The following is a 24,400-nucleotide window of genomic DNA, read 5'->3' as shown; positions in this document are numbered from 1 at the left end:
GGCAACTTTCAACAACACTATCATCACTGTTACAGACCTTGGTGGCAACGCACTTTCCTGGGCTTCAGCAGGTGGTCTCGGATTTAGAGGTGCTAAGAAGAGTACTCCTTATGCAGCTCAGACAACATGTGAGACAGCAGCAAAGAAGGCTATGGACTACGGTCTCAAGGAAGTCAACGTATATGTAAAAGGACCTGGTGTTGGTCGTGAGAGTGCTATTAGAACTCTTGGTGTTCTCGGACTCAAGGTTAAATCTATCCGCGACGTAACTCCAATCCCACACAACGGCTGCCGCCCAAGAAAGACACGTCGTGTTTGATCCCAATGGGGGCCTAGTTTGGCTCCCGTGGTATTTGTGTTCGTTGAACACATGATTTAAGTATAAGGAGTAATCATGGCACGTAAAAACCTACTGAAGGGTTTTAAAAAACCTACCGGTATTTCCTATGACCAGAATGTGTTGACACCAGATTACGGAATGTTCGTTGCTTATCCTTTTGAAAGAGGATTCGGAACAACCGTAGGTAACACTCTAAGACGTGTACTACTCTCATCCATTCAGGGCTATGCGGTAACAGCTGTACAGTTCACAACTTTCTCAAATGATGGTCGTGAGCCACACATTATCACAAGCGAATATGAACCAATCCAGGGTGTTCGTGAGGATATTGCTGATATCGTTGCTGCTTTGAAGAAACTTCAGATTGCTATGCCTGAGGATTGCGAAGGCACAACACTTACAATTTCTTGTAAGGGACCTGGAGTTATCACTGGAGCTGATTTCGAGAAAGACCATGTTACAATTACTAACAAGGACCTCGTAATCTTCACAATGATGGATGATTGTGATCTCGAAATGGTTGTAGATATTAATCTCGGTCGTGGTTATGTTCCATCCGAACTCAATGAAAAGTATTCTGAAGAACTCGGTGTTATCTCAATCGATGCTTTCTTCTCTCCAGTTAAGAGAGTTAAGTACTCAATTGAGCCAACAAGAGTAGGTCAGAGAAACGATTATGATAAACTCATCCTCGAGATTTTTACAGATGGTACTATTTCTCCAGATGATGCTCTTGCAGAAGCTGCAAAGATTATCAAGGAGCATTTCTCTATCTTTATCAATTTCGATGAGAGCCTTGTAAATAACAATGAGGAAGTTGACGAAGAGGAAGCTAGAATTAGAAAGATTCTCGATACCTCTGTTGAAGAACTTGAACTCACTGTTCGTTCCTCTAACTGTCTCAAGAATGCTAACATCAGAACGATTGGAGATCTGACCAAGAAAACTGAAGAGGAAATTGCTAAGACAAGAAACTTCGGTAAGAAGTCTCTTTCAGAGATTAAGGATAAGCTCAAGGAGTGGAATCTTTCTCTCGGCATGACCGATTACAGTATCTTAAAGACTGCTATAAAAGTTCCAGGTAACAAGGAAGAAGAAAATGAAGCATAGAATTGGTTTCAATGCGCTTTCACGCAATTCTAGCGAGCGCAAGGCGCTTAAGCGCAACATGGTCACATCACTCTTCAGATATGAGAGAATCGAGACCACAAAGGCAAAGGCCCTCGAAGTAAAGAGAATGGCTGAAAAGATGATTACTCGCGCTAAGGAAGATAGTGTCCACAACCGCAGAATCATCGCAAGAGATATCTACGATGAAGCTATCGTAGCTAAACTCTTCAAGGAGATCGCTCCTATGTTCGCTGAACGTAAGGGTGGTTACACAAGAATCCTCAAGACAGGTAATCGTTTAGGGGATGCAGCTGAAATGGTAATCCTTGAGCTCGTTGAGAAGACAGAGAAAAAGGAAGCTAAAGCTGAGAAGAAAGCAAAGGAAGATAAATAACTCCTAAAGCTTTGTAAACAGGATATTAGTCCTGAAGCCGTCACGTTAGGTGGCGGTTTTTTTTTATCTAAAATAAGCAGGAATCAATGATATCTTTTCCTCTGAGTGTTTCAATCCATTTCTTAGGGATTGCTTCATAGCCATATTTTATTCCTGCTAGCCCTCCTGCAATTGCAGTAATTGTATCTGTATCTCCTCCCAAATTAACAGCTTTTAAAACACAATCAACGTAGGAAGAAGTAGTTGAGAATGCATATTTAACACTATTTATAGTATCTTTGACATATCCTGTACTTTTAATTGGTACATCAAAATTTATTTCTGGATCATTTCCTTTGATTAATTCTCTTGCAAGATGAACATATTCTATACAAATATTAATACTTAATTCATTTGCATGAGTAAGGCTTGAAACACATGCAATATCTTCGTCAGTAACATTATCAAGAAAGGCTAAAGGTAGAATCCTCATTAAAGATCCATTTCCATTTGACCACATATCTTTATCACCACAAAATGGATAAACACCATCAAACCGATTAATGGCACTCATGGTAGTATTACCTACATCAAATATCACATGATCAATAGCGTATTCACCTTCAAATAGCCATTTAGTAAATTTTTTCATTATATCTAGGCAGTTAATCCCACCATGCTTTTTAATTGAAGCACAGGTAGCTAGTGTCATAGCAGTATCATCTGAATAAGTTCCTGGCTTTTGGTTCCATGTACCAAAGCCAACCATATCAGTACATCGGTAACTTCCTCTTTCTTTAAATTCATATGGAACACCCAGTGCATCCCCAACTGCAAATCCATATATAGCGTCTTTAAGTTTTCTCATATCAAAATTGTATAATAGAAAAAGATATTTTTTTATCGTTTTCTTTTAAAATATACAAAAAAAATGTATTTTTTTTATTTTTAATGCTCTTAGGTAAGATATTGATAATATTTATGCAATCTTGATGGAAATAGTAATAACCTTATAGCTCACTTTATTTCAAAATGACTATTCTTATCTATGTAAGGTGATAAAGGATAAATTATGAAAGTTATTCAATGTTTGTGTATTAACAATGTTGATAATTAATGTAGTTAGATATATATGATTCGAAAAATAATTCTTCTATTCTCTGATCAGTTAATTAAAATTAGTAATTTCTATTACTACTTTTACTATTTTATTAAGTATTACTTGAAGAAAAAAAATAAAAAATCATATCATCTTGTTTATGCGTGATATGACAACAGGAAATCCCTATACCCACCTTATTAAGTATGCACTTCCATTATTATTGGGTAATTGGTTACAGCTTGCATATAACGCGATTGACTCAATAATTGCAGGACGTTTTATAGGTCCTGAAGCATTAGCGGCAGAGGGAATTGCCGGTCCGGTAATGAACCTAGTAATTTTAGGTGTATCTGGTATGTGTATAGGCTCTAGTGTCTTGATGAGTGAAGCTTTTGGAGCTAAAGATTTTGATAGGTTTAAATCAACTCTTGCTACGACACTTTCACTGGGAGTTATCTCAGCAATAATTATTTCAACACTTGGTTTTTCTTTTTCTAGTTTAATTACTACTTTGTTAAAGGTTCCTTCACAGATAAAAGAAATAACGACTAAATATCTTGCAATAACTTTTTTAGGAACACCTTTTACATTTATCTATAATACATTAGCGGCAGGATTAAAAAGTGCAGGAGACTCAAAGACTCCACTTAAGTTTTTAGCTTTTTCAGCAATACTAAATGCGCTTTTAGATATTATTTTTATAGGATTCCTAGGCTTTGGAATAATATGCTCAGCAACAACAACGGTAGTTGCTGAAGCTGTTTCTGCTCTTCTTGCTATTTATCAAGTAGTAATTAAGGAAAAAGCAATTTGCCCAAGTAAAGAATCATTTAGATATGATAAAGATAGATTAAAAAAGATTTTTTCTTATGGCGCTCCCGCTGCTTTACAGCAGGCTATTCAGCCAATTTGTAAAGTATTAATTCAAGGTCAAGTTAATTTACTTGGTGTTGATTCCATTGCCGCATACAATGCAGTAACTAAGGTTGACGATTTTGCCTGTATCCCTGAACAAGGAATAGGTGCTGCAATCTCAACATATACAGCTCAAAATAGAGGTGCAAAGAAAAAAGAACGCCTATTTATTGGTTTAAAAGCAGGAATTGCACTCGAATTATGTTATGGCGCTATCATAATGGTAGTTTCATACTTATTAAGAAAACCAATTATTAGCTTATTTGTATCAAATACTGATTCAGGTAATGTAGTAACTATTGGGGCAATATATCTATCATATATGGCATTCTTCTATATTCTTCCAGGTTTAACAAATGGTCTTCAAGGCTTTTTCAGGGGAATGGGTAAGATGAAGCTGTCAGTAGTTAATACTTTTATCCAAGCATCTATAAGAACTCTTATGAGTTTTATCTTAACACCAATTTATGGAATTAAGGCTATAGCTATATCATGTGCTATTGGCTGGACTGTGATGTTAGTCTTTATGATAATTAAGTGTTATTTTCTATGTAAGAAAGAAAATCTTTCATGAATAAATGCTTTAAGGCTATAAATATTGACTGTAGAAAAAAAGATATAGAAAAATAGATGAATTGACATAGCCGATGACGACTTGTTACTTCAGAAATTAGGTTTGATTAATCCCGCTTCCTGTTGTGACCAGTTGGGCAGGATGATTTTTTTATATCTGAAATAAGCTCTATCACAGAAGAAATGAGTATAATCTCTAAAAATGTTTTCGGCTTTCATCCTTTAATTGCGAGATAAGAGAAAGTTTTATTTTCTCTCTTTTAAAGGAAATATTGACTATAATTTAAAAAGATATAAAATAGTATATGAAGTGACATAGCCGATAGACGGCTAGTTACCTCAGAAATTAGGTTTGATTAATCCCGCTTCCTGTTGTGACCAGTTGGGCGGGATGATTTTTTTATTGCTGAAATAAGCTCTATCACAGAAGTGCAGATCTTAAGACTCCAAAGAATAATCTCTAAAATCGTTTCAAGCATCATATCATCACCTCCTCTCATCCGTTAGACTAGAGGATGCCATTGTTTCCTCTCCGGATGAAACCCATCAGAGGTAACTAATGCCGCCTATCCATATATCTGGCTATGCCACAATTCCATTTAGATATTAATATCCTTAGGCAATCAAGTATAAAAATCCTAAATTAAACACATTTTCTATAAAAATTTTTATTTTTGTATCTTAGGTAAGAATTAGTGTTTAATTCGTAGTTGTAATAGAAAAATTAGTTTAATTTTCTTGTATGAAATTTTTTCTTGCGCATTCATAAAACTGATGTATAATTAAATTGAAACGGTTCAAAGGTGAATTATGCAACAGTCTAAGAAAACAGTAAGTATTAAAGATGTAGCAGCCTATGTAGGTCTTTCAGTAGGTACTGTTTCTATGGCTTTGAATAATTCAGAAAAAATTGCAGAAAAAACTAAAGAAATTGTAAAAAAAGCTGCTGAAGAACTTGGATTTAAGAAAAATCCATTTGCTCGATCATTATCTACACAATCATCAGGTATGGTAGGTTGCATTGTTCCTGATTTAACAAACAACTTCTATGGTGAAATGATAGCTCATCTACAACATGATTTTGCAGAACTAGGATATGGCTTAGTTGTTGGTTGCTCAAATGAAAGTAGTAAGATGGAAAATAAATTAATTGAGCAATTTTTGGATAAAGGAGTTGATGGAATAATTACAGTCCCAGTTTCTGAATTAAACCCTGAATTATCTGAAATTAAGAAATTACTGAATCGTGATTATCCTATTGTTTTCATATCTTCTTATTATAGAGAAATTCCACGATATACAGTTATGTGTGACTTGAAAGATGGAATGTATAAATTAGCAAAGGAGATGTTGAAACAAGGACATAGAAATATTGTTATTGTTACTGGTAATAAAGAGCTTGTTCCTTCTGGTGAAAGAGTGGAAGGTTTATTGAAGGCTTTAGAAGAATATAATATTAAGCTTGATGAATCAAATTTCATCCAGGCTGATAAAGTAACCTTTATTGGAGGTTATTCTGCAATAAATGAAATATATAATGAAAAGAAGCCAGATTTAGTCTTAGCAATTAATGATATTATGGCTATGGGTATTATTAGTTCTTTAAAATCACAAAAAGTAAAGATTCCAAATGATGTTTCAGTTACTGGGTTTGATGATATTGCTATTGCTGCATTCCAAGAGACACCTCTTACTACTGTAAGTCAATCATTAAGTGAAATGAGTAAAAGAGCAGTTAAACTACTAATAGATAGAATTAATGGAAAAAAGAAGGACTTCGGCGTAGATCGGGTATGTGCTGAGGTTGTCCTCAGAAAATCAACAAGAATCATTTAAAATTTTTTTATAAGGAGGATTTGAAACGGTTCAAAATATTAAACTTTATATTTGAAACGGTTCAATTATTAGAATATGAAAACTATTACAGAAATTAAAAAAGAAATGCTTACAACAATTAGGGATTATATTATTCCTTTTTGGTTGGATAATTCTGTAGATACTCAATATGGTGGATACATTACAAGCTTTGATGAAAATGGAAAGTTTGATGGTAATGGAATAAAAAACATCGTTACACAATCAAGAATGGTATGGGGTTTTTCTTACTTGCTCGATTTTGCAAAAGAAGAAGATAAAGCTCGTATGAATGAAGCAGCACGTCAAGGTGCCGAATATTTGATGGATCAATTTTGGGATAAAGAATATGGTGGATTTTATTGGCTATTAAATAGAGATGGATCAATTGCAGACCCTTCAAAACTAACCTATGGTGAAGGCTTTGGTGTATATGCTCTAGCTCAGTATTATCTCACTTATGGTGATAAAAAGGCTCTTGAGGTCGCAGAAAAAGCATTTGACCTTATTCAAAAGTATTCCACAGATACTTATCGTGGTGGTTACTACGAAAATGTAGAAAGAGATTGGAGTTTATCACCTGCAGGAGCTTATGCAGGCGATAGAAAGAGCTTAGATATTCATATGCATTTACTTGAAGCTTGGACAACTTTATATCAAGCAACAGGAAAAGAAATTCATAAACGAAAGCTTCAAGAATCATGGGATATTATCAAGACCTACATGATTAATAAAGAAGATGGATATGGTTTAAATCAATTCGACCTCTATTTTAATCAAATTCCTGCAATAAATATTAAGAGAACTTGGAATGCTGAAAGAGAGACAAATGAGACTATTGCAACTCCTACTAATACAACAAGTTATGGCCATAATGTTGAGTTAAGTTGGCTTGCCGACCATGCTTTGAATGTACTTGGTAGTAGAGCCGAAGATGATAGTGAAATACTAATTAAATTCTTAGACCATGCATTAGCTCATGGTTGGGATTATGAAAATGGTGGTGTATTCCGTGATGGAGTTGGTAATGGTGATGCATTAGTTACCGATAAGGAGTGGTGGCAAAACTTTGAATCATTAACAGGTTTCTTAAATGGATATGTTATGACAGGAAAAAGTAAATATTTTGAAACATTTGCTTCTCTATGGGAGTTTGATAAAAACAACTTCATGAATTATGAGGTAGGTGAATCAAGACAATTATTAGATAAAAAAGGAAATCCTCTTGTAAGTAATATTGGTAATCCTTGGAAGGGAATTTACCACACAGGAAGAGCTTTTGCTGAGTGTATAAGGAGACTTAGCGCTTTAGAAAAATAGGTAAAAAAGAAAAAAAAGGAGATAGAGATGGAAGAATACATTGTCAAGATGGATCACATCTGCAAAACATTCCCAGGTGTAAAAGCTTTAGATGACGTATCTTTCAACCTTAAGCCAGGTGAGGTAATGGCACTTCTTGGTGAGAATGGTGCAGGTAAATCGACACTTATGAAGATATTAAGTGGCGTTTACACAAAAGATGAAGGAACTATCTTAATTGATGGGAAAGAGGTACCTATCATGAATCAGAAAGTTGCTTCTGAGAAAGGAATTGCGATAATACACCAAGAGCTTAATATGTGTCATCACCTTACCATCGCTGAAAACATGTTTTTGGGAAGAGAACCATTAAAGCATGGGTTAATTGATACCAAAAAGATGAATAGCGATGCAAAAGAGCTACTTTTGAAGCTTGGAGTAGACATTGATCCAACAACAATTACTGGAGAACTTCAAGTATCAAAACAGCAAATGGTTGAAATAGCTAAAGCTCTATCTATTAATGCAAAAGTATTAATAATGGATGAACCTACTTCAGCATTAACAGCAAGAGAAATTGAGGAGCTTTTTACTATCATCAGACAGTTAAAAGAATCGGGCTGTGGAATAGTTTATATTTCTCACCGTCTTGAAGAGCTAGCACATATCACCGATAGGGTAACTATCATGCGTGATGGACATTACATCACATCGGGAAACTTTAAAGATTTCACTATGGATGAAATCATCGCAAACATGGTAGGTCGAGAGATTAAAGAAAAGTATCCCCATGTTGATTGTCCTGTTGGTGAAACTGTATTTGAAGTTAAAAATCTTAATGCAGGAAGACTTGTTAGAGATATCTCATTTAGTGTCCGTAAAGGTGAGCTTGTAGGTATTGCTGGTCTTATGGGTGCAGGTAGAACTGAGACAACACGAGCTATTTTTGGCGCTGATCAAAAAGAAAGTGGAAAAATATTTGTTGAAGGAAAAGAGGTTTTCATAAGAAATCCAAAGGATGCAATTAAAAATGGTATTGTACTTGCTCCTGAAGATAGAAAGAAAGATGGATTGTGCACCAAGCTTCCAGTTAGAGAAAATATTTCACTTCCAAACCTCGATGGCCTTACAGGCAAAAACCTAGTCATTAATTCTCGTAAAGAAAATGACATGAGCCAAAAAGCTATCAAGGATATGAATATTAAACTACCTCATGCTGAAGTTAATGCAGAGACTCTTTCTGGTGGTAACCAGCAAAAAGTTGTAGTTGGAAAGTGGTTAGCAGGAAACAGTAAGCTTGTTATGTTTGATGAACCAACAAGAGGTATCGATGTAGCTGCAAAAGTTGAGATTTATCACCTAATGAATCAACTAAAAGAAAACGGTATTGGTTGTCTTTTCGTTTCATCAGAGCTACCTGAAGTAATTGGGGTTGCAGACCGAATTATTGTCATGTGTGATGGAAGAATTACAGGAGAGTTATCAAGAGAAGAAGCTACACAGGAAAAGGTTTTAGCATTAGCTACTCGCTTTGAAAACAAATTTGAATCACAAAATTGAGGTAAAATATGGTAAATAATAATATCTTAAAGAAGCAATTAGCAAAGCCTGGTATGAGACAAGTAGTAACAGTTTTTATCGGTCTTATTGTGCTTTGTATTGCATTTGGAATCATAAATCCACTGTTCTTCTCATCTAGAAATTTGAGTAATTTGTTAAGACAGATTGCTCCTATAGTTCTTATCGGTATCGGACAATCATTTGTACTCATTACCGGAAATATCGACCTTTCTATTGGTTCAATTGTAGGTATGTCTACAATGATGAGTGCAACTATGATGACTAAGGGTATGAACCCTTGGATGGCAACATTGATAACATTAATAGCAAGCTTAGCTGTAGGTGTTGTAAATGGATACTTAGTTGCAGGCTTTAAGCTTCCTCCATTTATTGCAACATTAGGAACAATGACCATTTGTAGAGGTATTGCTCAAATAGCTAATGGAAACTATAACACTGGTGCTATTAATACAATTGAAAAGACTGCGGCTGCAGTAGATAAATTCAGAGATGTATTCTACTACGGAAAAACTTTAGGCCTTTATAACGGTGTTTGGTTAGCAATAATTGTATTCTTAATCTTTAACTTTGTTCTTACAAAGACAAGAAGTGGTAGATATCTTTATGCATTAGGATCAAACCCTGAGGCAGCAAGACTATCAGGTGTTAGTGTCTTAAAGACAACAACTATTGCTTATTTAGTATCAGCATTCTGTTCTTGCTTAGTAGGTATAATTCAATGTTGTTCAGCAGGTATGGGTGCGATGGATGCAGGTAATAGCTATGAAATGTATGGTGTTGCAGCATCAGTAATAGGTGGTGTTTCAACCTTAGGTGGAACAGGTCGTCTAATTGGTACAGTAGTTGGTGCTGCAATTTGGTCCGTACTTCAAAATGGTTTACAGTTTGCTCAAGCACCTGTTGCTATTAGAAATATCATTATCGGTATCATCGTTATCGTTGCAGTTCTCTTAGATATCATCATTAGAAGAGGACCTGCAACAAAAAAGAAAACTAATAAATCCAAAAATTAATTAATAAACTAATTGCTTTTAGCAATAAAATAAAAGGAGTAAAGTATGAAAAAAGTAATTGTATTCGTACTCGTAGCGGCTCTTGCTCTCACAGCAGTATTTGCACAGGGAGCATCGGAATCATCTTCTAAGTCTTATACTATCCATTTGATTACAATGGACCAGATGGACCAGCACTGGGTTGCATGTAACCAAGGTGCACAAGATGCAGGTAAGGAACTTGGTGTTAAAGTTGTATTTAATTCACCAGACACAAAAGATGACAATAAGCAGATTGAATGTATCAATAACTCTGTAGCACAGGGTGCTGATGCAATCCTCGTTGCAGCAAACGCTCCTGATTCTCAAGTTTCAGCTCTTAAAGAAGCTGCAGCAGCAGGTGTAAAGATTGTATATGTTGACTCTCCTGCAAACTTTGAATCTCTTAGATTATTTGCAACAGATAACGAAGCTGGTGGAAAGAAAATTGGTGAAGCTCTTCTTGCTGAGTTAAATAAAAAGGGTATCACATCAGGTAAAATAGGTGTTATCGGTGTAAACCCTGCAACAGAATCATGTAACTCAAGAGAAAAGGGTTTCAGATCAGCATTTGTTGGAACAAACTTCACACTTCTTGAAACTCAGTATTGTGATGGTGATGCTACAAGATCTAAAGAAGCTGCAGATAACTTCATTGCACAGGGCTGTGTAGCTGTTTATGGTTCTAACGAAGGTTCAACAGTTGGTGCTGGTAACGCAGTTAAGGAAGCTAAGGCTGCAGGTATTGACGTTATCGGATGTGGTTCTGATGCTTCTGACACTAACAAGTCTCTTGTTAAGGAAGGTGCGCTTCTTTGTATCATGGGCCAAAACCCTTACCAGATGGGATATCAGGGTGTAAAAGCTGCAGTAGACATACTCAATGGTGTTGATATGGGTGGCTATAAGTACATCGATACCGGTGTTAACGTAATTACAGCAGCAAACGTTGACCAGTTCTAATACAAAAATTAGATTTATCTATAACGGGTGGGTATAAAAGCTCACCTGTTTTATATTTTATTTAGATGAAAAAACATAATTAAATATTGATAGTGTTAAGCACCAGTCTTAAATTGATCCTTGAAATATTCTTATTATATTTTTATTACTAATTTGATATGTTACAATTAAATATTATTTTTGTATTAATAATTATTACCACTGTATATTGTGCTTTATCGATACTATTTTACCTAATTAAGACACTATGAATATCTTAATTCCAACTTGACCTTTGTATTTTCAACAAGTATGATTATAGCTATCATAGGGGACAATGTTATGATTAACGTTATTACAATCCTCCTATGTTGTATTTTTGGCATCGCCCTCGGCTATACTGGCCGATGGATATATGCTAAGTTCAAGCTTACTTCTGTTGAGCAGAAGGCAGTTAGAACAGAGCAGGAAGCAATCATCAAGGCAGAAGCTCAAGCAAAAGAGCTTATGCTTGAGACACGTGATAAGCTGTTAAAAGAACAGCAGCAAAATGAGCGTGAAGCGCGGGAAAGAAGATCAGAACTGCAAAAGACAGAGAGAAGACTTTTGCAGAAAGAAGAAAATCTCGAACACAAGCAGCAGGAACTTGATGCTGTCAAAAAGCAACTTGGAGAAAGAAGTGAAGCTGTTTCCAAAAAGGAAGCAGAGTTGAAAGAGAAAGAGGCTTCTTTAATCGTTGAATTAGAGAAAATCGCAGGAATGAGCCAGGAAGAGGCTAAAGCTACTATAATCGAACAGATGCAAGCTAAAGCCGCTCACGATGGTCATGTCTATGTTGCAAAAATTGAAGCAGAGACAAAATTAACAGCAGAAAAGGTGGCAAGAGACATTATTGTAGAGTCTATCCAGCGCCTTGCAACTGAAGTAAGTGGAGAAGTTACAACATCTTCTGTTTCTCTTCCATCCGATGAGATGAAAGGTCGTATCATTGGTAGAGAAGGTAGAAACATTAGAACACTTGAAACACTTACCGGTGTAGATATCATCATTGATGATACTCCAGAAGCTGTTGTTATCTCTTGTTTTGATCCTGTAAGAAAAGAAATAGCCAGAGTTGCACTTGAACGCTTAGTACAAGACGGTAGAATCCATCCATCTAGAATTGAAGAAATGGTTAATAAGGTAAGTAAGGAAGTAGGTCGTATTATTGTTGATGAAGGTGAAAAGGTAATCTTTGATCTCGGTATTCACAATATGGGTCCAGAGCTTATTAGAGCATTAGGAAGACTATATTTTAGAACTAGCTATGGTCAAAATGTACTTTTCCACTCTAAAGAGGTTGCAATCCTTGCTGGTATGATTGCATCAGAAGTTGGTGCTAATGCTGAAATTGCAAAGCGTGGTGGTCTCTTACATGATATTGGAAAGGGCGCTGAAACAGAGAGTGAAGCTAATCATGCAGAGCTTGGTTCAGAACTTGTTAAGAGACTTGGTGAAGATCCTCGTGTTGTTAATGCTGTTGCCGCACACCATGGAGATGTAGAAACTAACTGTATTGAATCAATAATTGTTCAAATAGCAGATGCAATCTCTGCTGCACGACCAGGTGCAAGAAGAGAGAGCTTAGATAACTACATTAAGAGACTTGAGAATCTTGAAGGTATTGCAAAGAGCTTTGATGGCGTTGATTCTGCTTTCGCAATTCAAGCAGGTAGAGAATTAAGAATCTTAGTAAATAACACTACTGTTTCAGATGAAGGTGCTAAGGATATTGCTAAAGGTATTGCTGAGAGAATTGAGGCAGAGCTCAGATATCCTGGTAAAATTAAAGTTACAATTATCAGAGAAACAAGAATTGTGGAGTATGCTAGATAATGCTAGTTAAAGTATTAATGCTTGGCGATGTAGCAGGAAGTCCTGGAATGAGTGCTCTCTTTTTGGGACTTCAAGGCCTTATAAAGAAATATAAGGTTGACCTGTGTGTCGTTAATGGTGAGAATGCCGCTGGTGGATTTGGTATTAGTGAAGAAGATTATTATAACATGAAGCGCTATGGTGCCGATGTTATTACAAGTGGTAACCATATATGGCAGAAAAATGAAATCTTCCCTCTTCTAGATTCAAAAGAAGATTTATTAAGACCATTGAACTATCCTAAAGGTGTTATTGGGCATGGAGTTTGCACACTAAAGAAAAATGGTGTTACTTACTCTGTAATATCCCTTCAAGGGCGAGTTGATATGCCAGTTACAGACTGTCCATTTAAGAGTGTTAAAGAAACAGTTGAAAAGCTTAAAAAGACTTCAGATGTAATCCTTGTTGATTTCCATGCTGAATCATCACTTGAAAAGGAAGCTATGGGCTTTTTCCTCGATGGAAGTGTTTCTGCGGTAGTCGGTACTCATACTCATGTACAAACTCTTGATGAAAAAATCCTTCCAAAAGGTACAGGATATATTAGTGATCTTGGTTTAACAGGAGTCCACAGTGGTGTTATTGGTTCAAAACCTGAAATATCAATTGAGAGACAGTTAACACAGCTACCTATGAAGAGTGAAATCTCTGATGAAGCAGGTGAGATCCAAGGTGTCTTACTTACAATCGATAGTGAAAGTGGTAAGTGCGTTGAAATTGTTAGAATTTAACAAGTATTAATATTTAATTTATAAGTTAGCGAAATCTCTATTTTTTTATGACATTTCGCTGACTTATAATAGTTTTATAGGGATAAATTATCACTTTTGTGTAATAAAATAATTAGAATCCAAAACCTTACCTTCAACTAATATTACTACCTTTTCTATCTTATCATCTAAGAGTAAGGTCTCTTTTATTTGATCATATGCATTGTAGTTCTTATAGCTAGGACTTGATAAAAATTCTTTTGAGAGATCGACATAACATATACCTCTACTAACACTGAGGCCGATGAGTTTTGTTTTACTTGAAACAAGAGAAATACAACCATTTTTAAGTGCTACTTCTGGATAGTCATTAATCAATGCTTCAATAGTATCATGAAGATATGTTGAACCTCGCTTTTGAGTCACAAAGGAAAATACTTTTGCCTCATCTTGTGAGTAATAAATAGCTTTAATTCCTCTTTGAGGTGTAGATTGCTCTTCTTGCATATTCATTATTAAAGGGACAACACCACTATCATTGATGGCAGCTTTTACTTTTGGGAAGAAAAAATAGGAAAGAAGAGTACACCAAAGTAAAAAGGTGATGATAACAATTATAGGTCTTAGTAGATTTTTTTCACTTTTGACTTCAAGGTTTTCCTTTTGTTTAAATTTATCATCATCTTCAATCATGAAAAAATATTACCGAAAAATAGTTCTCTCTACAAGGTTTTCTCAAATTTGTTTAATTTTCTAAATTTACATTTAAATAAGTTTTTTTGAAGAAACAAATAAATGTACATCATTTGATATAGTATTAATTGACATAAAATGAGTAGAAAATCTATATTGGCACGAATGAATTAATACAATACACTATCATTGAGGATAAATTGCATAGTGTTAACTTTTGTCCTAAGAGGAATTGAATGCAGAAACTTGAAATAGTTAATAAAGCTGATATCGATACTAATCTTCCACTAATAAGTATCATTGGTAGACCAAATGTTGGTAAGAGTACTTTATTTAATAGATTGATTGGAAAAAGAAGGGCTATTACAGACCCAACTCCTGGGGTTACTCGTGATCCTATTCCAGAGTCTTGGTTACTTGGAAACAATAGAGTAACACTCGTTGATAGTGGTGGTGTTAAGTTAGACCAAGAAGGTTTAGATGGTCCTGTAACAGAAAAAAGTTTATCACTTCTTTCTCAAAGTGACCTTATCATCTTTGTAATGGACTGCATGGAAGTCACTCCAGAGGACCAAATGCTTTTAAAGGAGCTCAGACCTTATACAGATAAGGTTGTGCTTGCTGTAAACAAGGTAGATGATGTAAGTAGAGAAGATTTAATTTGGAACTTCTATAACTTTGGATACCAAAGAGTAGTTGGTATTTCAGCCGCTCATGGCCTTGGTATTGAAGAGCTTGAAGATACACTTTTGGGCCTTCTAAACCTTGAAAGACAGGAAGAAGAGCCAGAAGAGATTGAAACAATTAAGCTTGCTATCCTTGGTAAGCCAAATACAGGAAAGAGTACATTAACAAACCTTTTAACTGGTCGTGAAATTTCTCTTGTAAGTAGTATTGCAGGTACAACTAGAGACGTAATGAGAGGAACCTTTACCTACAAAGGTACTGATTACACAGTCATTGATACCGCTGGAATTAGAAGAAAGAGTAAAGTTGAAGAGGATGTTGAATACTACTCAGTAAATAGAGCAATTAAAACAATTGATGATGCAGATGTTGTTTTGTTAATGATTGATGTAACAGAGGGGTTAGCAGAACAGGATAAAAAGATTGCTCAGTTAATTGTTAGACGTGGTAAAGGTGTTGTATTAGTCTTAAATAAGATTGATGCACTTAAGGGTGTTGGTAACGAGCTTGAAGCTATTAAGGATAGAGTTAGATTCTTATTCCCTGTATTAAACTTTGCCCCACTTGTTCCAATTTCAGCACTTGAAGGCGATGAAATTGGTAAGCTTCTTGATACTGTTTGGGCAGTATGGAGACAGCTAAATAAGAGAATTGATACAAACGTCCTAAATGATTGCATTAGACGATGGGGCGAAGAATATGAACCACCTCGCGGTGCTTCAGGGCATTACAAAGTTTTATATGGAACTCAAGTAAGTATTACACCTGTAAGATTCTTACTCTTTGTAAATAGAATTAAGGATTTCCCTGAAAGCTATTTATCTTACATTAAAAATCTAATGAGAAAGGAATTAGGTTTTTCTTCAATCCCTATTGAGATTTCACTTCGTGAGAGAAAGAGAAATCCTTCTCTTTATGAAAAGGGCCCAAAGAAGGAAGAGGCTGAGATAAGTAAAGTAATAAAGGAAAGAAGTAAGAGATCAGCACTTCCTAAGGGCGTTGCTAAGAAGCCTGGTGGTAAGGCTCGTCTTGGTAAAGAAAGAGAAAGAGCAGAGAAGATTGTTAGAAACCAAAAGCAAAAGAGAAGGTAATAAAATGGGATTTCTTGCTGAAAAAGGGATAAAGGCTATTTGTTTTGATATAGATGGTACTCTTTATCCTAAAAGAGAAACTAATATCTATCTTTTAAAGGCAGCAATAAAGCATCCAATTTTTTCGTGGCGCTATAATAAAATGAGGGTGCAGATTAGAAAGGAGGATGGTTTAAAGGCTATTCCTGCTACCACTTTAAGCGCATTTAGAGAGAGGGAGTGTAAGATAATGTTTGGTAAGCCTAAGAAGGATTACCAAGAAAAGTATCTTTCTTATCTCTATGAGCCTTGGTGCTACTATGACCAAAAAATTAAACGTTTTGAAGGGCTACTTGAGTTTTTAGATAAGGTTAAATCGGAAAGCTACAAAATTGGATTTCTATCAGATTTTCCTATTGGAAATAAGGTTGATGTATTGGGTTTAACCATTTATCCATCCTTTGTAGCTTCAAGTGAGGACTATGGAACCTTAAAGCCAAATGCTACTCCTTTTATAAAGATGGCAGAGGAAATGCATTTAAAACCAAGTGAGATATTGTATGTAGGAGACAGCTACTCAAAGGATGTCACCGGATCTAAAAATGCCGGGATGAATAGTGTTATGATAACTAAGAAAAATGGTTCTTATCCACTTGCTGATATCGTGGTTAAGAACTATTTCGAGCTAATGGAAAGATTATTCTAGGAGCAATAATATGGACATGCTTGTTTATATACTTCCTGTATCACTATTTGTGATTACACTAATAATTATCCTTGCTTTAAGAGCTGAGGATAAAAAGAGCAGAAGCCTTTCTAATGTTAAAGAGAAAATTGTAACATTTAGAAATGAAGCTGCTCAAACTATGAAAAGAGTTCAAGAGACTTGTCATGACTCTATCGATAAGATTCAAGCCAAACAAGATGAAGCTAATCATATGATTAGCGATATTAATCTATCTCTTGAAAATCTTAAAAACCATCGAAGAGACTTAGCTGCGCTTGAGTCAATTTGTAAGGGTTATGAAGTAACTCTTGAAAAACTTAGACTTCAAACTGAACATGCAGAAAATAGAATTAGTGTAGTTCAAGATGAAGTTAGAAAGGCTGAATCTGTTAATACTACAATTGAATCATTTAAAGCTAATGCTCAAGTAATTGAAGAAGATATTGTTCGTCAGCAGGAATCCGTTAAAGCATACCTTGCTTCAACAAAAGTTAATCTTGATGCAATTGTTCAAGAGCACCAAGATAAAGAAAGAGAAATGCTTTCTCTATTTTCTGATGAGTTATCAAAGAATAGAGAGGAATTTGGTTCATACCTTGATGAAGCTAGAAATGATTTAGCGCAAAAGAGGAGTGAAGCTGATAGTGCTCTGCAAGCAGCTATTTTATCTCTTTCTGATAAGGAAACTCAGATTATCGGTTCAATTAATGGACGTTTAGAGGAAATTGAGAATAAGAAGAATGAACTCTCAGATCTCTTTGAAGAGAGAAATAGTGATCTTAAAGCAGAAGAGGAAAGACTTAATTCTTATTACTTAGATAAGGATAAGGAAGCTCAGGATTTATTAGATAAGTATAAAGCAAAACTATTTGATGAAAAGGCTTTAGTTGATTCCTTTATTGATGAAAAGACAGCTTCCCTTAAAGAGTTATCAACAGAAATTGAAAAACAAGCTGATGATAGAAGAGAAAGAGATAGTGATTTCTTCTCTTCTGAGCGCGAAAAGCTTTCTGCTCAGGTTCAGTCCTTTGTCAGTGAGATGGAAAGCAGGGAAGCTAGTGCTAAGGCAAGCTTTGATGAAAGTGTTGTTAGTGTTCAAAATGAAGTTGAAAAGAGCCAAGAGAGTATTCTAAATGCAAGAGAAAACCTTGCTACAATTTATAGTGAACTTGAGGGTAAGTTAAAGCTTTGCTACCAAACTTTATTTGACCAATTACAAACAATAGAAAAGAGCGTTAATGATAAGGTTGAAGAACTTTCAAATAAGCGTGATGAAATTGTAAGTGACTCTGATAGAGTAAAGTCTGAAATATCTTCAATATTTGAAAGTACTATTTCTTCTCTTTCTGATAGCCTTGAGAAAGCAAAAGCTGATTTACAAGCTTCTACAAATGAAAGCATTGAAAAGTTAAGTCAAAAGCAAAGTGAAGTCTTAGAGTGTGCTGCAAAAGGTGCTGAAGAAATTAAAGCTGTTCATCAGAAAGAAGTTGAAACAATGGATAGTGAGGCAGAAAGCTTTATTTCAAAGAATAAAGAAAAAATTGCTGAAATTCTTAACTCTGAGGTTTCTCGAATCGATGGTGTTTATAGAGCAATGAATAAAATTGCCCTTGAAACAATTGAAAACCTTGCTTCAAGACAAAGTGATATCAAGGAAAGTGTTTCTTGGCTTAACCAGGGGGCTGATGAGACTATTGCAAACACTGTTGAGCGTCTTGGTGATTTACAAAGAAAGATTAATGAAAAGCAAGCTCAGCTTGAAGAAACTCAAAAGAGAGTTACTGAAACTAAGGAAGAGCTTTTTAATCTTACTGAGCAAAATAGAGAAGCTAACCGTGAACTTACTGAAATTACCGGTAAATTTGAAAGTGAGAATAAACGTCTTGAGACAATAAAGCGTGAAAGAATGGAAGAGGAAGCTTTACTTGTTAGAAAGAAGATTGAAAACGATAGTAAAGCAAATAATGATGATTCTCTTGCTTCTACTAATAAGAGTAAAAAGTCAAAAGTAACTATTCAATCATTTCCTGATGACATGCTTTTAGGAGATGAGGAGGATCTTCTCACTGAGGATTAATTAGTCGCTTGACGAATACATTATCTATTATTAATTTAGTGAAGGTGTTCAAGAAAAGAGGTTAAATATGAGCAAAAAGAAAAATGATGAAGAAATAAAAGAAGAGGTTGTTGCAGAAAGCATCGATGATATCAAAGTCGAGGATAATGCACAGCCTGATGAAGATACTCTCCAGGAAGAGGTCAAGGTAGACGAAAAAGATGAAAAGATTACAACTCTTGAAGCTGAGTTAATCGAAAAGGAAAAGCAAATTAATGAGCTTAAGGATAAGCTTATTAGAAACCAAGCTGATACAGAGAACTACAAAAAGCGTCTATTAAAAGATAAAGAGGATGCAGTAAAGTATGCAAATACTGCTCTAGTTAAAGATCTTTTAGGACCTCTCGATGATTTTTCAAGAGCTCTTGAGGCGGCTAAAAATAGCGATAATGTAGAGGCTATCAGGGAAGGTGTTACCATGATCGAGGATAGAATCTACACTCTTTTAAAGACTAACTGGGGCTTAGAGGTTATTGAAGAAGCAAATGTACCATTCGATCCAAATGAGCATGAAGCTTGCATGATGGAAGTAAGTGATGATGCCAAGGAAGAGACTGTACAGCTTGTTCTTCAGAAGGGCTATAAGGTCAATGGTAGAGTCGTTAGAAGCGCAAAAGTAAAAGTATTAAAGCCAGCTGATTGACGATTTTTTAAAACATTATTACATTACATCCAGTTCGGGGAAACCGGATGAATTTTAAACTGATAAATAATAGAAAGAGGATTAAATAAAATGGGAAAAATTATTGGTATTGACCTTGGTACAACTAATAGCTGTGTAGCAGTTATGGAAGGAAATGAACCAAAGGTTATCACAAACGCTGAAGGAGACAGAACAACACCATCAGTAGTTGGTTATAAGAGTGATACAGAACGTGTAGTTGGTAAGCCAGCTAAGAACCAGATGGTTACAAACCCAAATAACACTGTATATTCAATTAAGAGATTCATGGGTAGAAAGTTCCATGAAGTAGGTGAAGAGATTAAGCTCACACCATATAAGGTTGTTGCAGGACCAAATGATGAGATTAAGGTTGATATTCGTGGTAAGCTTTTAAGCCCACAGGAGATCAGTGCTGAAATTCTCATGAAGATGAAGAAGACAGCTGAGGAGTACCTCGGTGAGAGTGTTACAGAAGCAGTTATCACAGTACCTGCTTACTTCAACGATGCTCAGAGACAGGCTACTAAGGATGCGGGTCGTATCGCAGGCTTAGATGTAAAGAGAATTGTAAACGAGCCTACAGCTGCTGCTCTTGCTTACGGCTTTGGTAAAGATAGTTCAAAGGATGAAGTTATCGCAGTATATGACCTTGGTGGTGGTACATTCGATATTTCAATTCTCGAACTTGGTGATGGTGTATTTGAAGTTAAATCAACTAATGGTGATACACACCTTGGTGGTGATAATATTGACCAGCTCTTAATCCAGTGGATGGCAGATGAATTTAAGAAGGATACAGGTATCGATTTAACAAAGGATAACATGGCTCTCCAGCGCCTTAAGGATGCTGCTGAAAGTGCAAAGATTACACTTTCTTCTTCACAGACAACTGACATCAACCTTCCATTTATTGCAGCTGATGCAACAGGTCCAAAGAACCTTCAGATGTCTTTAACAAGAGCTAAGTTTGAGCAGATGATCGCTCCAATCGTTGAGAGAACTAAGATTCCTTGCCAGAATGCTCTTCGTGATGCAGGTTTAACAGCTGATGATATCGATGAAGTAATCCTTGTTGGTGGTTCATCACGTATTCCATGTGTTCAGGAGCTTGTTAAGAACCTCTTCAAGAAGGAGCCACACAAGGGCGTTAACCCAGATGAAGTTGTTGCAGTTGGTGCAGCTATTCAGGGTGGTATCTTAAAGGGTGATGTTAAGGACGTACTCCTTCTTGATGTAACTCCACTTTCACTTGGTATCGAGACACTTGGTGGTGTTAATACAAAGCTCATCGAGAGAAATACAACAATTCCTACAAGAAAGAGCCAGATCTTCTCAACAGCAGCAGATGGTCAGACAGCAGTATCAATTCACGTACTTCAGGGTGAAAGAGAGCTTGCAAGTCAGAACAGAACACTTGGTAAGTTTGATCTTGTTGGTATTCCAGCAGCTCCAAGAGGAGTACCTCAGATTGAAGTAACATTCGATATTGATGCTAACGGTATTGTACACGTATCTGCTAAGGATCTTGGAACAGGTAAGGAACAGAAGATTAGAATTGAAACTTCTTCTGGCCTTTCAGAAGCTGAGATCGATAAGATGGTTAAGGATGCTGAAGCTCACCAGGCTGAAGATAAGAAATTAAGAGAAGCTATCGAAGCTAGAAACAATGCAGAAAACATTGTTTATGCTACTGAGAAAGCATTAAAAGACTATGGTGATAAGGTAAGTGATAGCGAAAAAGCTAAGATCGAAGCTGCAGTTAAGGATCTTAAGGATACACTTGCTAACCAGAGTGCTACTGCTGAAGAGCTTAAGGCTAAGAGTGATGCAGTACAGCAGGCTTCAATGGAACTCGGTCAGAAGGTTTATGAAGCAGCTCAGGCAGCACAGCAGGCAAATGCTCAGCAGGGTCCTACTCAGGATAACTCAACTTCTTCATCATCAGCAGGCGATGACGCAGTTGATGCAGACTACGAAGAAGTAAAATAAGGATTATTATCCAAACTAAAAAACATGCTGGCCATAGTGTCAGCATGTTTGCACATTAAGGTATTGTATGGCAAAACGTGATTATTATGAGGTTTTAGGGGTTAATAAGAACGCAAGCGATGATGAGATAAAGAAAGCATATCGAAAAATCGCAATGGCTAACCACCCTGATACACACCCAAACGATAAAGATGCTGAAGAGAGATTTAAGGAAGCAAGTGAAGCTTACGAAATCCTTTCTAACAAAGAGAAAAGAGCTAACTATGATCAGTTTGGCTTTGCTGGTGTTGATGGTGGTGCTGGTGGATACCAGAACGTTTATCGTGACTTTTCTGATATATTTGGTGGCGGTGGCTTTGAAGATATCTTCTCATCATTCTTTGGAGGTGGTTCATCCTCAAGAAGATCTGGACAGAGTGCTCAACAGAGAGGAAGTTCTCTACAGTACAATGTTACAGTTGATTTCAAGGATGCAGCTTTCGGAACAAAGGTAGATGTATCTTACTCCCATGATGAAGCTTGTGATACTTGCTCTGGCACAGGTGGAAGTGGAACTAAGACCTGTCCAACATGTGGTGGTAGAGGACAAGTTACAAGAGGAAATGGATTTTTCCAAATGGCATCAACATGTCCAACCTGTGGTGGAACAGGAAGAATAATTGAAAATCCATGTTCAGCTTGCCACGGAACTGGCGTAAAGAGAAAGCAAGAAAAACTCTCTGTATCAATTCCATGTGGATCAGACAATGGTACAAAGCTCGTATTAAGAGGTAAAGGTAACGCAGGTAAAAACGGTGGACCAGCCGGAGATTTAATTATCTACGTTAACGTAAAACCTGATAAGTACTTTGCTCGTGAGGATATGAATGTATTCTTGCAAATTCCAATTTCATTTACTCAAGCCGCTCTCGGTTGTGAAGTAGAAGTTCCTTTAATTGAAGGTGGAAGAGTAAGAGTATCAATTCCATCTGGAATTCAGTCAGGAAAGAGCTTGAGACTTAAGGGTAGAGGTGTTCCTCGTTTCAGAGGTAGTGAAAACGATAGAGGTGATATGTATATCACAGTTATTGTTGAAACTCCAAAGCACCTAGGATTCAAAGCAAAAGCTCTTATGAAGCAACTCTCTGAAGCTATGGGTGAAAACACATCTCCAGATCCAATCCCATTTGAAAACTAATATTATTAACTGTCAGTTTCTTAGTAAGCTGGCAGTTTCTTTTATTTCCTAGACATCCAAAAAAATAAAAGCCTACCAGCTATAAAAGCTAGCGGGCTTTAACAATCAATATTAATTTTTATGAGGAAGCAAGCAACTTTTCAACTTTATTTACATCGGTTTCTAAAATTTTAGCAATTTCTTCGACGCTCATTCCAACTTTCTTGAGATTGCGTGCTGCCTTTGTTGCTTCAAGCATTGCCCCTTTAGCCATGCCTATGTCTTCAATTCCTTTACTAAGATTACACATTTCGAACACCTCACGCTCAATTTTATTAATAGAACTGAGTCCATGTTTCTTTTTTTGTATTAACGCTGTTAGAGACAATTTTAATTTTCAGAGGAAGTAAGCAACTTTTCAACTTTATTTACATCGGTTTCTAAAATTTTAGCAATTTCTTCGACGCTCATTCCAGCTTTTTTGAGATTACGTGCAGCCTTTGTTGCTTCAAGCATTGCCCCTTTAGCCATGCCTTTAGCAATACCTATGTCTTCAATTCCTTTACTAAGATTACACATTTCGAACACCTCACTCTCAATTTCTCTCGTCATCTCAATTCCATAAACAGAACTGAGTCTCTGTTTTTTCTCCTCGACTGTTATGTCATTTGAGAAAATAGTATACAGCAAATCAATAATTTGATTGTCACTTGAATCATCAAGTTTACCTACAAAAATAACAATATATTCTGAATTATCATAATCCTCTTCTTTAAAAGGTGATTTCCCATATACCGTTTCCATCGTTCTTGGAAACTTAAAAATACCATTCTGCCTCTTTGCTGCAGGATCAGGACAAATCCAAATGGAATATACTTTCTGAAGGTCTTGATAATGACCTTCAGTGAAGACTGTACCATACTGCTCTGAAATCATCCTAGCACAATAGTATTCTGCTCTATTTAGAATAGATTTTCCAGGCCTGTCATCATTTTGTATTTCAATATTTATGATAAGACCAATTGGATTAGTACTACCAGGCGCTAAAGCTTTGAATCTAACATCATAAAGTATTGTTCCCTCTTTTATTGAAGTAGATTCTGAATTAATAGAAGTAATTTTAGCATCACCACTAATCTTCTTTGATTTATCAAGATGGTCTTGATGTACAGCTTTCTCAGAAATTACAACATCGCTTATACAATGCTCTGCAATATATTTAACCTCGAATTTAGCAAATTCTTAGGTACACGTTTTAAGAATCCATGCACTAATAGCTTTGTAACCAATTATACTCTTGGCACAATTATCATACCTAACGTTCTTTCCGGCAGCTTCTAGACTTTGAGCTATCGATGTTTCCATTGATATTAATATCCATGTCCTTTAACCAAATCTTACCATGGAACATATGGTAGTGATGTATCTGTTGTATTCGATGAGACATATACAGGTACCACAAGTGGTGATATTGAATATGTAGCTTCTACAGGTACACATAAGTCAGAACTTACAATAAAATCTGGTACTTTTAATGGTAATATTACATCTAGT

The 24,400-nt window shown here is 36.0% G+C and carries 22 protein-coding genes; 17 read left to right on the top strand and 5 right to left on the bottom strand.

What is annotated here, in order from left to right:
* From rpsK to rplQ, 3 genes are all read left to right on the top strand, one after another.
* Positions 1 to 319: 30S ribosomal protein S11 (gene rpsK / locus SOY52_RS10775; RefSeq protein ID WP_320848959.1), on the top strand; the 319-nt coding region annotated here is incomplete at its 5' end.
* 75 nt (positions 320 to 394) lie between these two features.
* Entirely contained in the window at positions 395 to 1,450 is a 1,056-nt protein-coding gene (locus tag SOY52_RS10770; protein WP_320848958.1) for a DNA-directed RNA polymerase subunit alpha, read from the top strand.
* Positions 1,440 to 1,844 (top strand): 50S ribosomal protein L17, encoded by a 405-nt coding sequence (gene rplQ, locus SOY52_RS10765; protein WP_320848957.1) that lies wholly within the window; start codon positions 1,440 to 1,442, stop codon positions 1,842 to 1,844. Before SOY52_RS10770 ends, rplQ begins: the two co-directional genes overlap by 11 nt.
* Positions 1,845 to 1,911: 67 nt before the next feature.
* On the opposite strand, the gene SOY52_RS10760 is transcribed toward rplQ, so the two are convergent.
* Positions 1,912 to 2,691 carry an ADP-ribosylglycohydrolase family protein gene (locus SOY52_RS10760; protein WP_320848956.1) on the bottom strand — a complete coding sequence of 260 codons (780 nt, stop codon included), beginning with the start codon at positions 2,689 to 2,691 and terminating at the stop codon, positions 1,912 to 1,914.
* Positions 2,692 to 3,082: 391 nt separating this feature from the next.
* Between SOY52_RS10760 and SOY52_RS10755 the strand changes: the two genes are divergently transcribed.
* Complete coding sequence (locus SOY52_RS10755; RefSeq protein WP_320848955.1) at positions 3,083 to 4,414, top strand: MATE family efflux transporter; 1,332 nt, start codon at positions 3,083 to 3,085, stop codon at positions 4,412 to 4,414.
* A 355-nt stretch (positions 4,415 to 4,769) separates the two neighbouring features.
* Here the strand turns inward: SOY52_RS10755 and SOY52_RS10750 are convergent, their stop codons facing one another.
* Entirely contained in the window at positions 4,770 to 4,895 is a 126-nt protein-coding gene (locus SOY52_RS10750) for a hypothetical protein (protein WP_320848954.1), read from the bottom strand.
* A 328-nt stretch (positions 4,896 to 5,223) separates the two neighbouring features.
* Here SOY52_RS10750 and SOY52_RS10745 point away from each other — a divergent pair, with 328 nt between their 5' ends.
* The 7 genes from SOY52_RS10745 (at position 5,224) to SOY52_RS10715 (ending at position 13,765) form a co-directional block, all read left to right on the top strand.
* Positions 5,224 to 6,249, top strand: a complete 1,026-nt coding sequence (locus tag SOY52_RS10745; RefSeq protein WP_320848953.1) for a LacI family DNA-binding transcriptional regulator — start codon at positions 5,224 to 5,226, stop codon at positions 6,247 to 6,249.
* 75 nt (positions 6,250 to 6,324) lie between these two features.
* The gene (locus tag SOY52_RS10740; RefSeq protein ID WP_320848952.1) at positions 6,325 to 7,587 is read left to right on the top strand and encodes an AGE family epimerase/isomerase; all 1,263 of its coding nucleotides are present in this window, start codon (positions 6,325 to 6,327) and stop codon (positions 7,585 to 7,587) included.
* A gap of 27 nt (positions 7,588 to 7,614) precedes the next feature.
* Positions 7,615 to 9,126, top strand: coding sequence for a sugar ABC transporter ATP-binding protein (locus tag SOY52_RS10735; protein WP_320848951.1), 1,512 nt, complete (start codon positions 7,615 to 7,617; stop codon positions 9,124 to 9,126).
* 8 nt (positions 9,127 to 9,134) lie between these two features.
* The gene (locus SOY52_RS10730) at positions 9,135 to 10,160 is read left to right on the top strand and encodes an ABC transporter permease (protein ID WP_320848950.1); all 1,026 of its coding nucleotides are present in this window, start codon (positions 9,135 to 9,137) and stop codon (positions 10,158 to 10,160) included.
* A 45-nt stretch (positions 10,161 to 10,205) separates the two neighbouring features.
* Complete coding sequence (locus tag SOY52_RS10725; RefSeq protein ID WP_320848949.1) at positions 10,206 to 11,141, top strand: substrate-binding domain-containing protein; 936 nt, start codon at positions 10,206 to 10,208, stop codon at positions 11,139 to 11,141.
* A gap of 324 nt (positions 11,142 to 11,465) precedes the next feature.
* The gene (rny, locus tag SOY52_RS10720; RefSeq protein ID WP_414429613.1) at positions 11,466 to 12,995 is read left to right on the top strand and encodes a ribonuclease Y; all 1,530 of its coding nucleotides are present in this window, start codon (positions 11,466 to 11,468) and stop codon (positions 12,993 to 12,995) included.
* Positions 12,995 to 13,765, top strand: a complete 771-nt coding sequence (locus SOY52_RS10715; protein ID WP_320848947.1) for a TIGR00282 family metallophosphoesterase — start codon at positions 12,995 to 12,997, stop codon at positions 13,763 to 13,765. The genes rny and SOY52_RS10715 overlap by 1 nt, the downstream gene beginning before the upstream one ends.
* A gap of 90 nt (positions 13,766 to 13,855) precedes the next feature.
* Here SOY52_RS10715 and SOY52_RS10710 read toward each other — a convergent pair whose 3' ends face one another.
* Positions 13,856 to 14,437, bottom strand: coding sequence for a GerMN domain-containing protein (locus tag SOY52_RS10710; RefSeq protein ID WP_320848946.1), 582 nt, complete (start codon positions 14,435 to 14,437; stop codon positions 13,856 to 13,858).
* 236 nt (positions 14,438 to 14,673) lie between these two features.
* On the opposite strand from SOY52_RS10710, the gene der reads away from it, so the two are divergent.
* The 6 genes from der (at position 14,674) to dnaJ (ending at position 22,867) form a co-directional block, all read left to right on the top strand.
* Entirely contained in the window at positions 14,674 to 16,215 is a 1,542-nt protein-coding gene (gene der, locus SOY52_RS10705; RefSeq protein ID WP_320848945.1) for a ribosome biogenesis GTPase Der, read from the top strand.
* A 4-nt stretch (positions 16,216 to 16,219) separates the two neighbouring features.
* On the top strand, positions 16,220 to 16,900 hold the full coding sequence (locus SOY52_RS10700) for an HAD family hydrolase (RefSeq protein WP_320848944.1): 681 nt from the start codon (positions 16,220 to 16,222) through the stop codon (positions 16,898 to 16,900).
* A 10-nt stretch (positions 16,901 to 16,910) separates the two neighbouring features.
* Positions 16,911 to 18,998 carry an LA_3659 family protein gene (locus SOY52_RS10695; RefSeq protein WP_320848943.1) on the top strand — a complete coding sequence of 696 codons (2,088 nt, stop codon included), beginning with the start codon at positions 16,911 to 16,913 and terminating at the stop codon, positions 18,996 to 18,998.
* Between the two features lie 67 nt (positions 18,999 to 19,065).
* Positions 19,066 to 19,680 carry a nucleotide exchange factor GrpE gene (locus tag SOY52_RS10690; RefSeq protein WP_320848942.1) on the top strand — a complete coding sequence of 205 codons (615 nt, stop codon included), beginning with the start codon at positions 19,066 to 19,068 and terminating at the stop codon, positions 19,678 to 19,680.
* A 90-nt stretch (positions 19,681 to 19,770) separates the two neighbouring features.
* Entirely contained in the window at positions 19,771 to 21,690 is a 1,920-nt protein-coding gene (gene dnaK, locus SOY52_RS10685; RefSeq protein ID WP_320848941.1) for a molecular chaperone DnaK, read from the top strand.
* Between the two features lie 67 nt (positions 21,691 to 21,757).
* Positions 21,758 to 22,867 (top strand): molecular chaperone DnaJ, encoded by a 1,110-nt coding sequence (gene dnaJ / locus SOY52_RS10680; RefSeq protein WP_320848940.1) that lies wholly within the window; start codon positions 21,758 to 21,760, stop codon positions 22,865 to 22,867.
* A 118-nt stretch (positions 22,868 to 22,985) separates the two neighbouring features.
* Here dnaJ and SOY52_RS10675 read toward each other — a convergent pair whose 3' ends face one another.
* Positions 22,986 to 23,156, bottom strand: a complete 171-nt coding sequence (locus SOY52_RS10675; RefSeq protein WP_320848939.1) for a hypothetical protein — start codon at positions 23,154 to 23,156, stop codon at positions 22,986 to 22,988.
* An 80-nt stretch (positions 23,157 to 23,236) separates the two neighbouring features.
* Positions 23,237 to 23,869: a hypothetical protein gene (locus SOY52_RS10670; RefSeq protein ID WP_320848960.1), complete on the bottom strand. Its 633-nt coding sequence runs from the start codon at positions 23,867 to 23,869 to the stop codon at positions 23,237 to 23,239.
* Positions 23,870 to 24,400 lie beyond the last annotated feature (531 nt).

Origin of the sequence: Bullifex sp. (genome assembly GCF_034103065.1) — a bacterium.
Classification (GTDB): Bacteria; Spirochaetota; Spirochaetia; order Sphaerochaetales; family Sphaerochaetaceae; genus Bullifex.
The sequence above is the reverse complement of the archived record's forward strand: the minus strand, read 5'-3'. Positions and strand labels throughout refer to the sequence as shown.

Excerpts from the sequence above, each read along its gene's own strand:
- SOY52_RS10770 (WP_320848958.1), top strand. The coding sequence starts at position 395 with ATGGCACGTAAAAACCTACTGAAGGGTTTTAAAAAACCTACCGGTATT.
- dnaJ (WP_320848940.1), top strand. The coding sequence starts at position 21,758 with ATGGCAAAACGTGATTATTATGAGGTTTTAGGGGTTAATAAGAACGCA.
- SOY52_RS10730 (WP_320848950.1), top strand. The coding sequence starts at position 9,135 with ATGGTAAATAATAATATCTTAAAGAAGCAATTAGCAAAGCCTGGTATG.
- SOY52_RS10755 (WP_320848955.1), top strand. The coding sequence starts at position 3,083 with ATGCGTGATATGACAACAGGAAATCCCTATACCCACCTTATTAAGTAT.
- SOY52_RS10740 (WP_320848952.1), top strand. The coding sequence starts at position 6,325 with ATGAAAACTATTACAGAAATTAAAAAAGAAATGCTTACAACAATTAGG.
- SOY52_RS10750 (WP_320848954.1), bottom strand. The coding sequence starts at position 4,895 with ATGATGCTTGAAACGATTTTAGAGATTATTCTTTGGAGTCTTAAGATC.
- SOY52_RS10715 (WP_320848947.1), top strand. The coding sequence starts at position 12,995 with ATGCTAGTTAAAGTATTAATGCTTGGCGATGTAGCAGGAAGTCCTGGA.
- der (WP_320848945.1), top strand. The coding sequence starts at position 14,674 with ATGCAGAAACTTGAAATAGTTAATAAAGCTGATATCGATACTAATCTT.
- SOY52_RS10710 (WP_320848946.1), bottom strand. The coding sequence starts at position 14,437 with ATGATTGAAGATGATGATAAATTTAAACAAAAGGAAAACCTTGAAGTC.
- dnaK (WP_320848941.1), top strand. The coding sequence starts at position 19,771 with ATGGGAAAAATTATTGGTATTGACCTTGGTACAACTAATAGCTGTGTA.
- SOY52_RS10690 (WP_320848942.1), top strand. The coding sequence starts at position 19,066 with ATGAGCAAAAAGAAAAATGATGAAGAAATAAAAGAAGAGGTTGTTGCA.
- SOY52_RS10675 (WP_320848939.1), bottom strand. The coding sequence starts at position 23,156 with ATGTGTAATCTTAGTAAAGGAATTGAAGACATAGGCATGGCTAAAGGG.
- SOY52_RS10735 (WP_320848951.1), top strand. The coding sequence starts at position 7,615 with ATGGAAGAATACATTGTCAAGATGGATCACATCTGCAAAACATTCCCA.
- SOY52_RS10700 (WP_320848944.1), top strand. The coding sequence starts at position 16,220 with ATGGGATTTCTTGCTGAAAAAGGGATAAAGGCTATTTGTTTTGATATA.
- SOY52_RS10760 (WP_320848956.1), bottom strand. The coding sequence starts at position 2,691 with ATGAGAAAACTTAAAGACGCTATATATGGATTTGCAGTTGGGGATGCA.
- SOY52_RS10695 (WP_320848943.1), top strand. The coding sequence starts at position 16,911 with ATGGACATGCTTGTTTATATACTTCCTGTATCACTATTTGTGATTACA.
- SOY52_RS10725 (WP_320848949.1), top strand. The coding sequence starts at position 10,206 with ATGAAAAAAGTAATTGTATTCGTACTCGTAGCGGCTCTTGCTCTCACA.
- SOY52_RS10745 (WP_320848953.1), top strand. The coding sequence starts at position 5,224 with ATGCAACAGTCTAAGAAAACAGTAAGTATTAAAGATGTAGCAGCCTAT.
- rplQ (WP_320848957.1), top strand. The coding sequence starts at position 1,440 with ATGAAGCATAGAATTGGTTTCAATGCGCTTTCACGCAATTCTAGCGAG.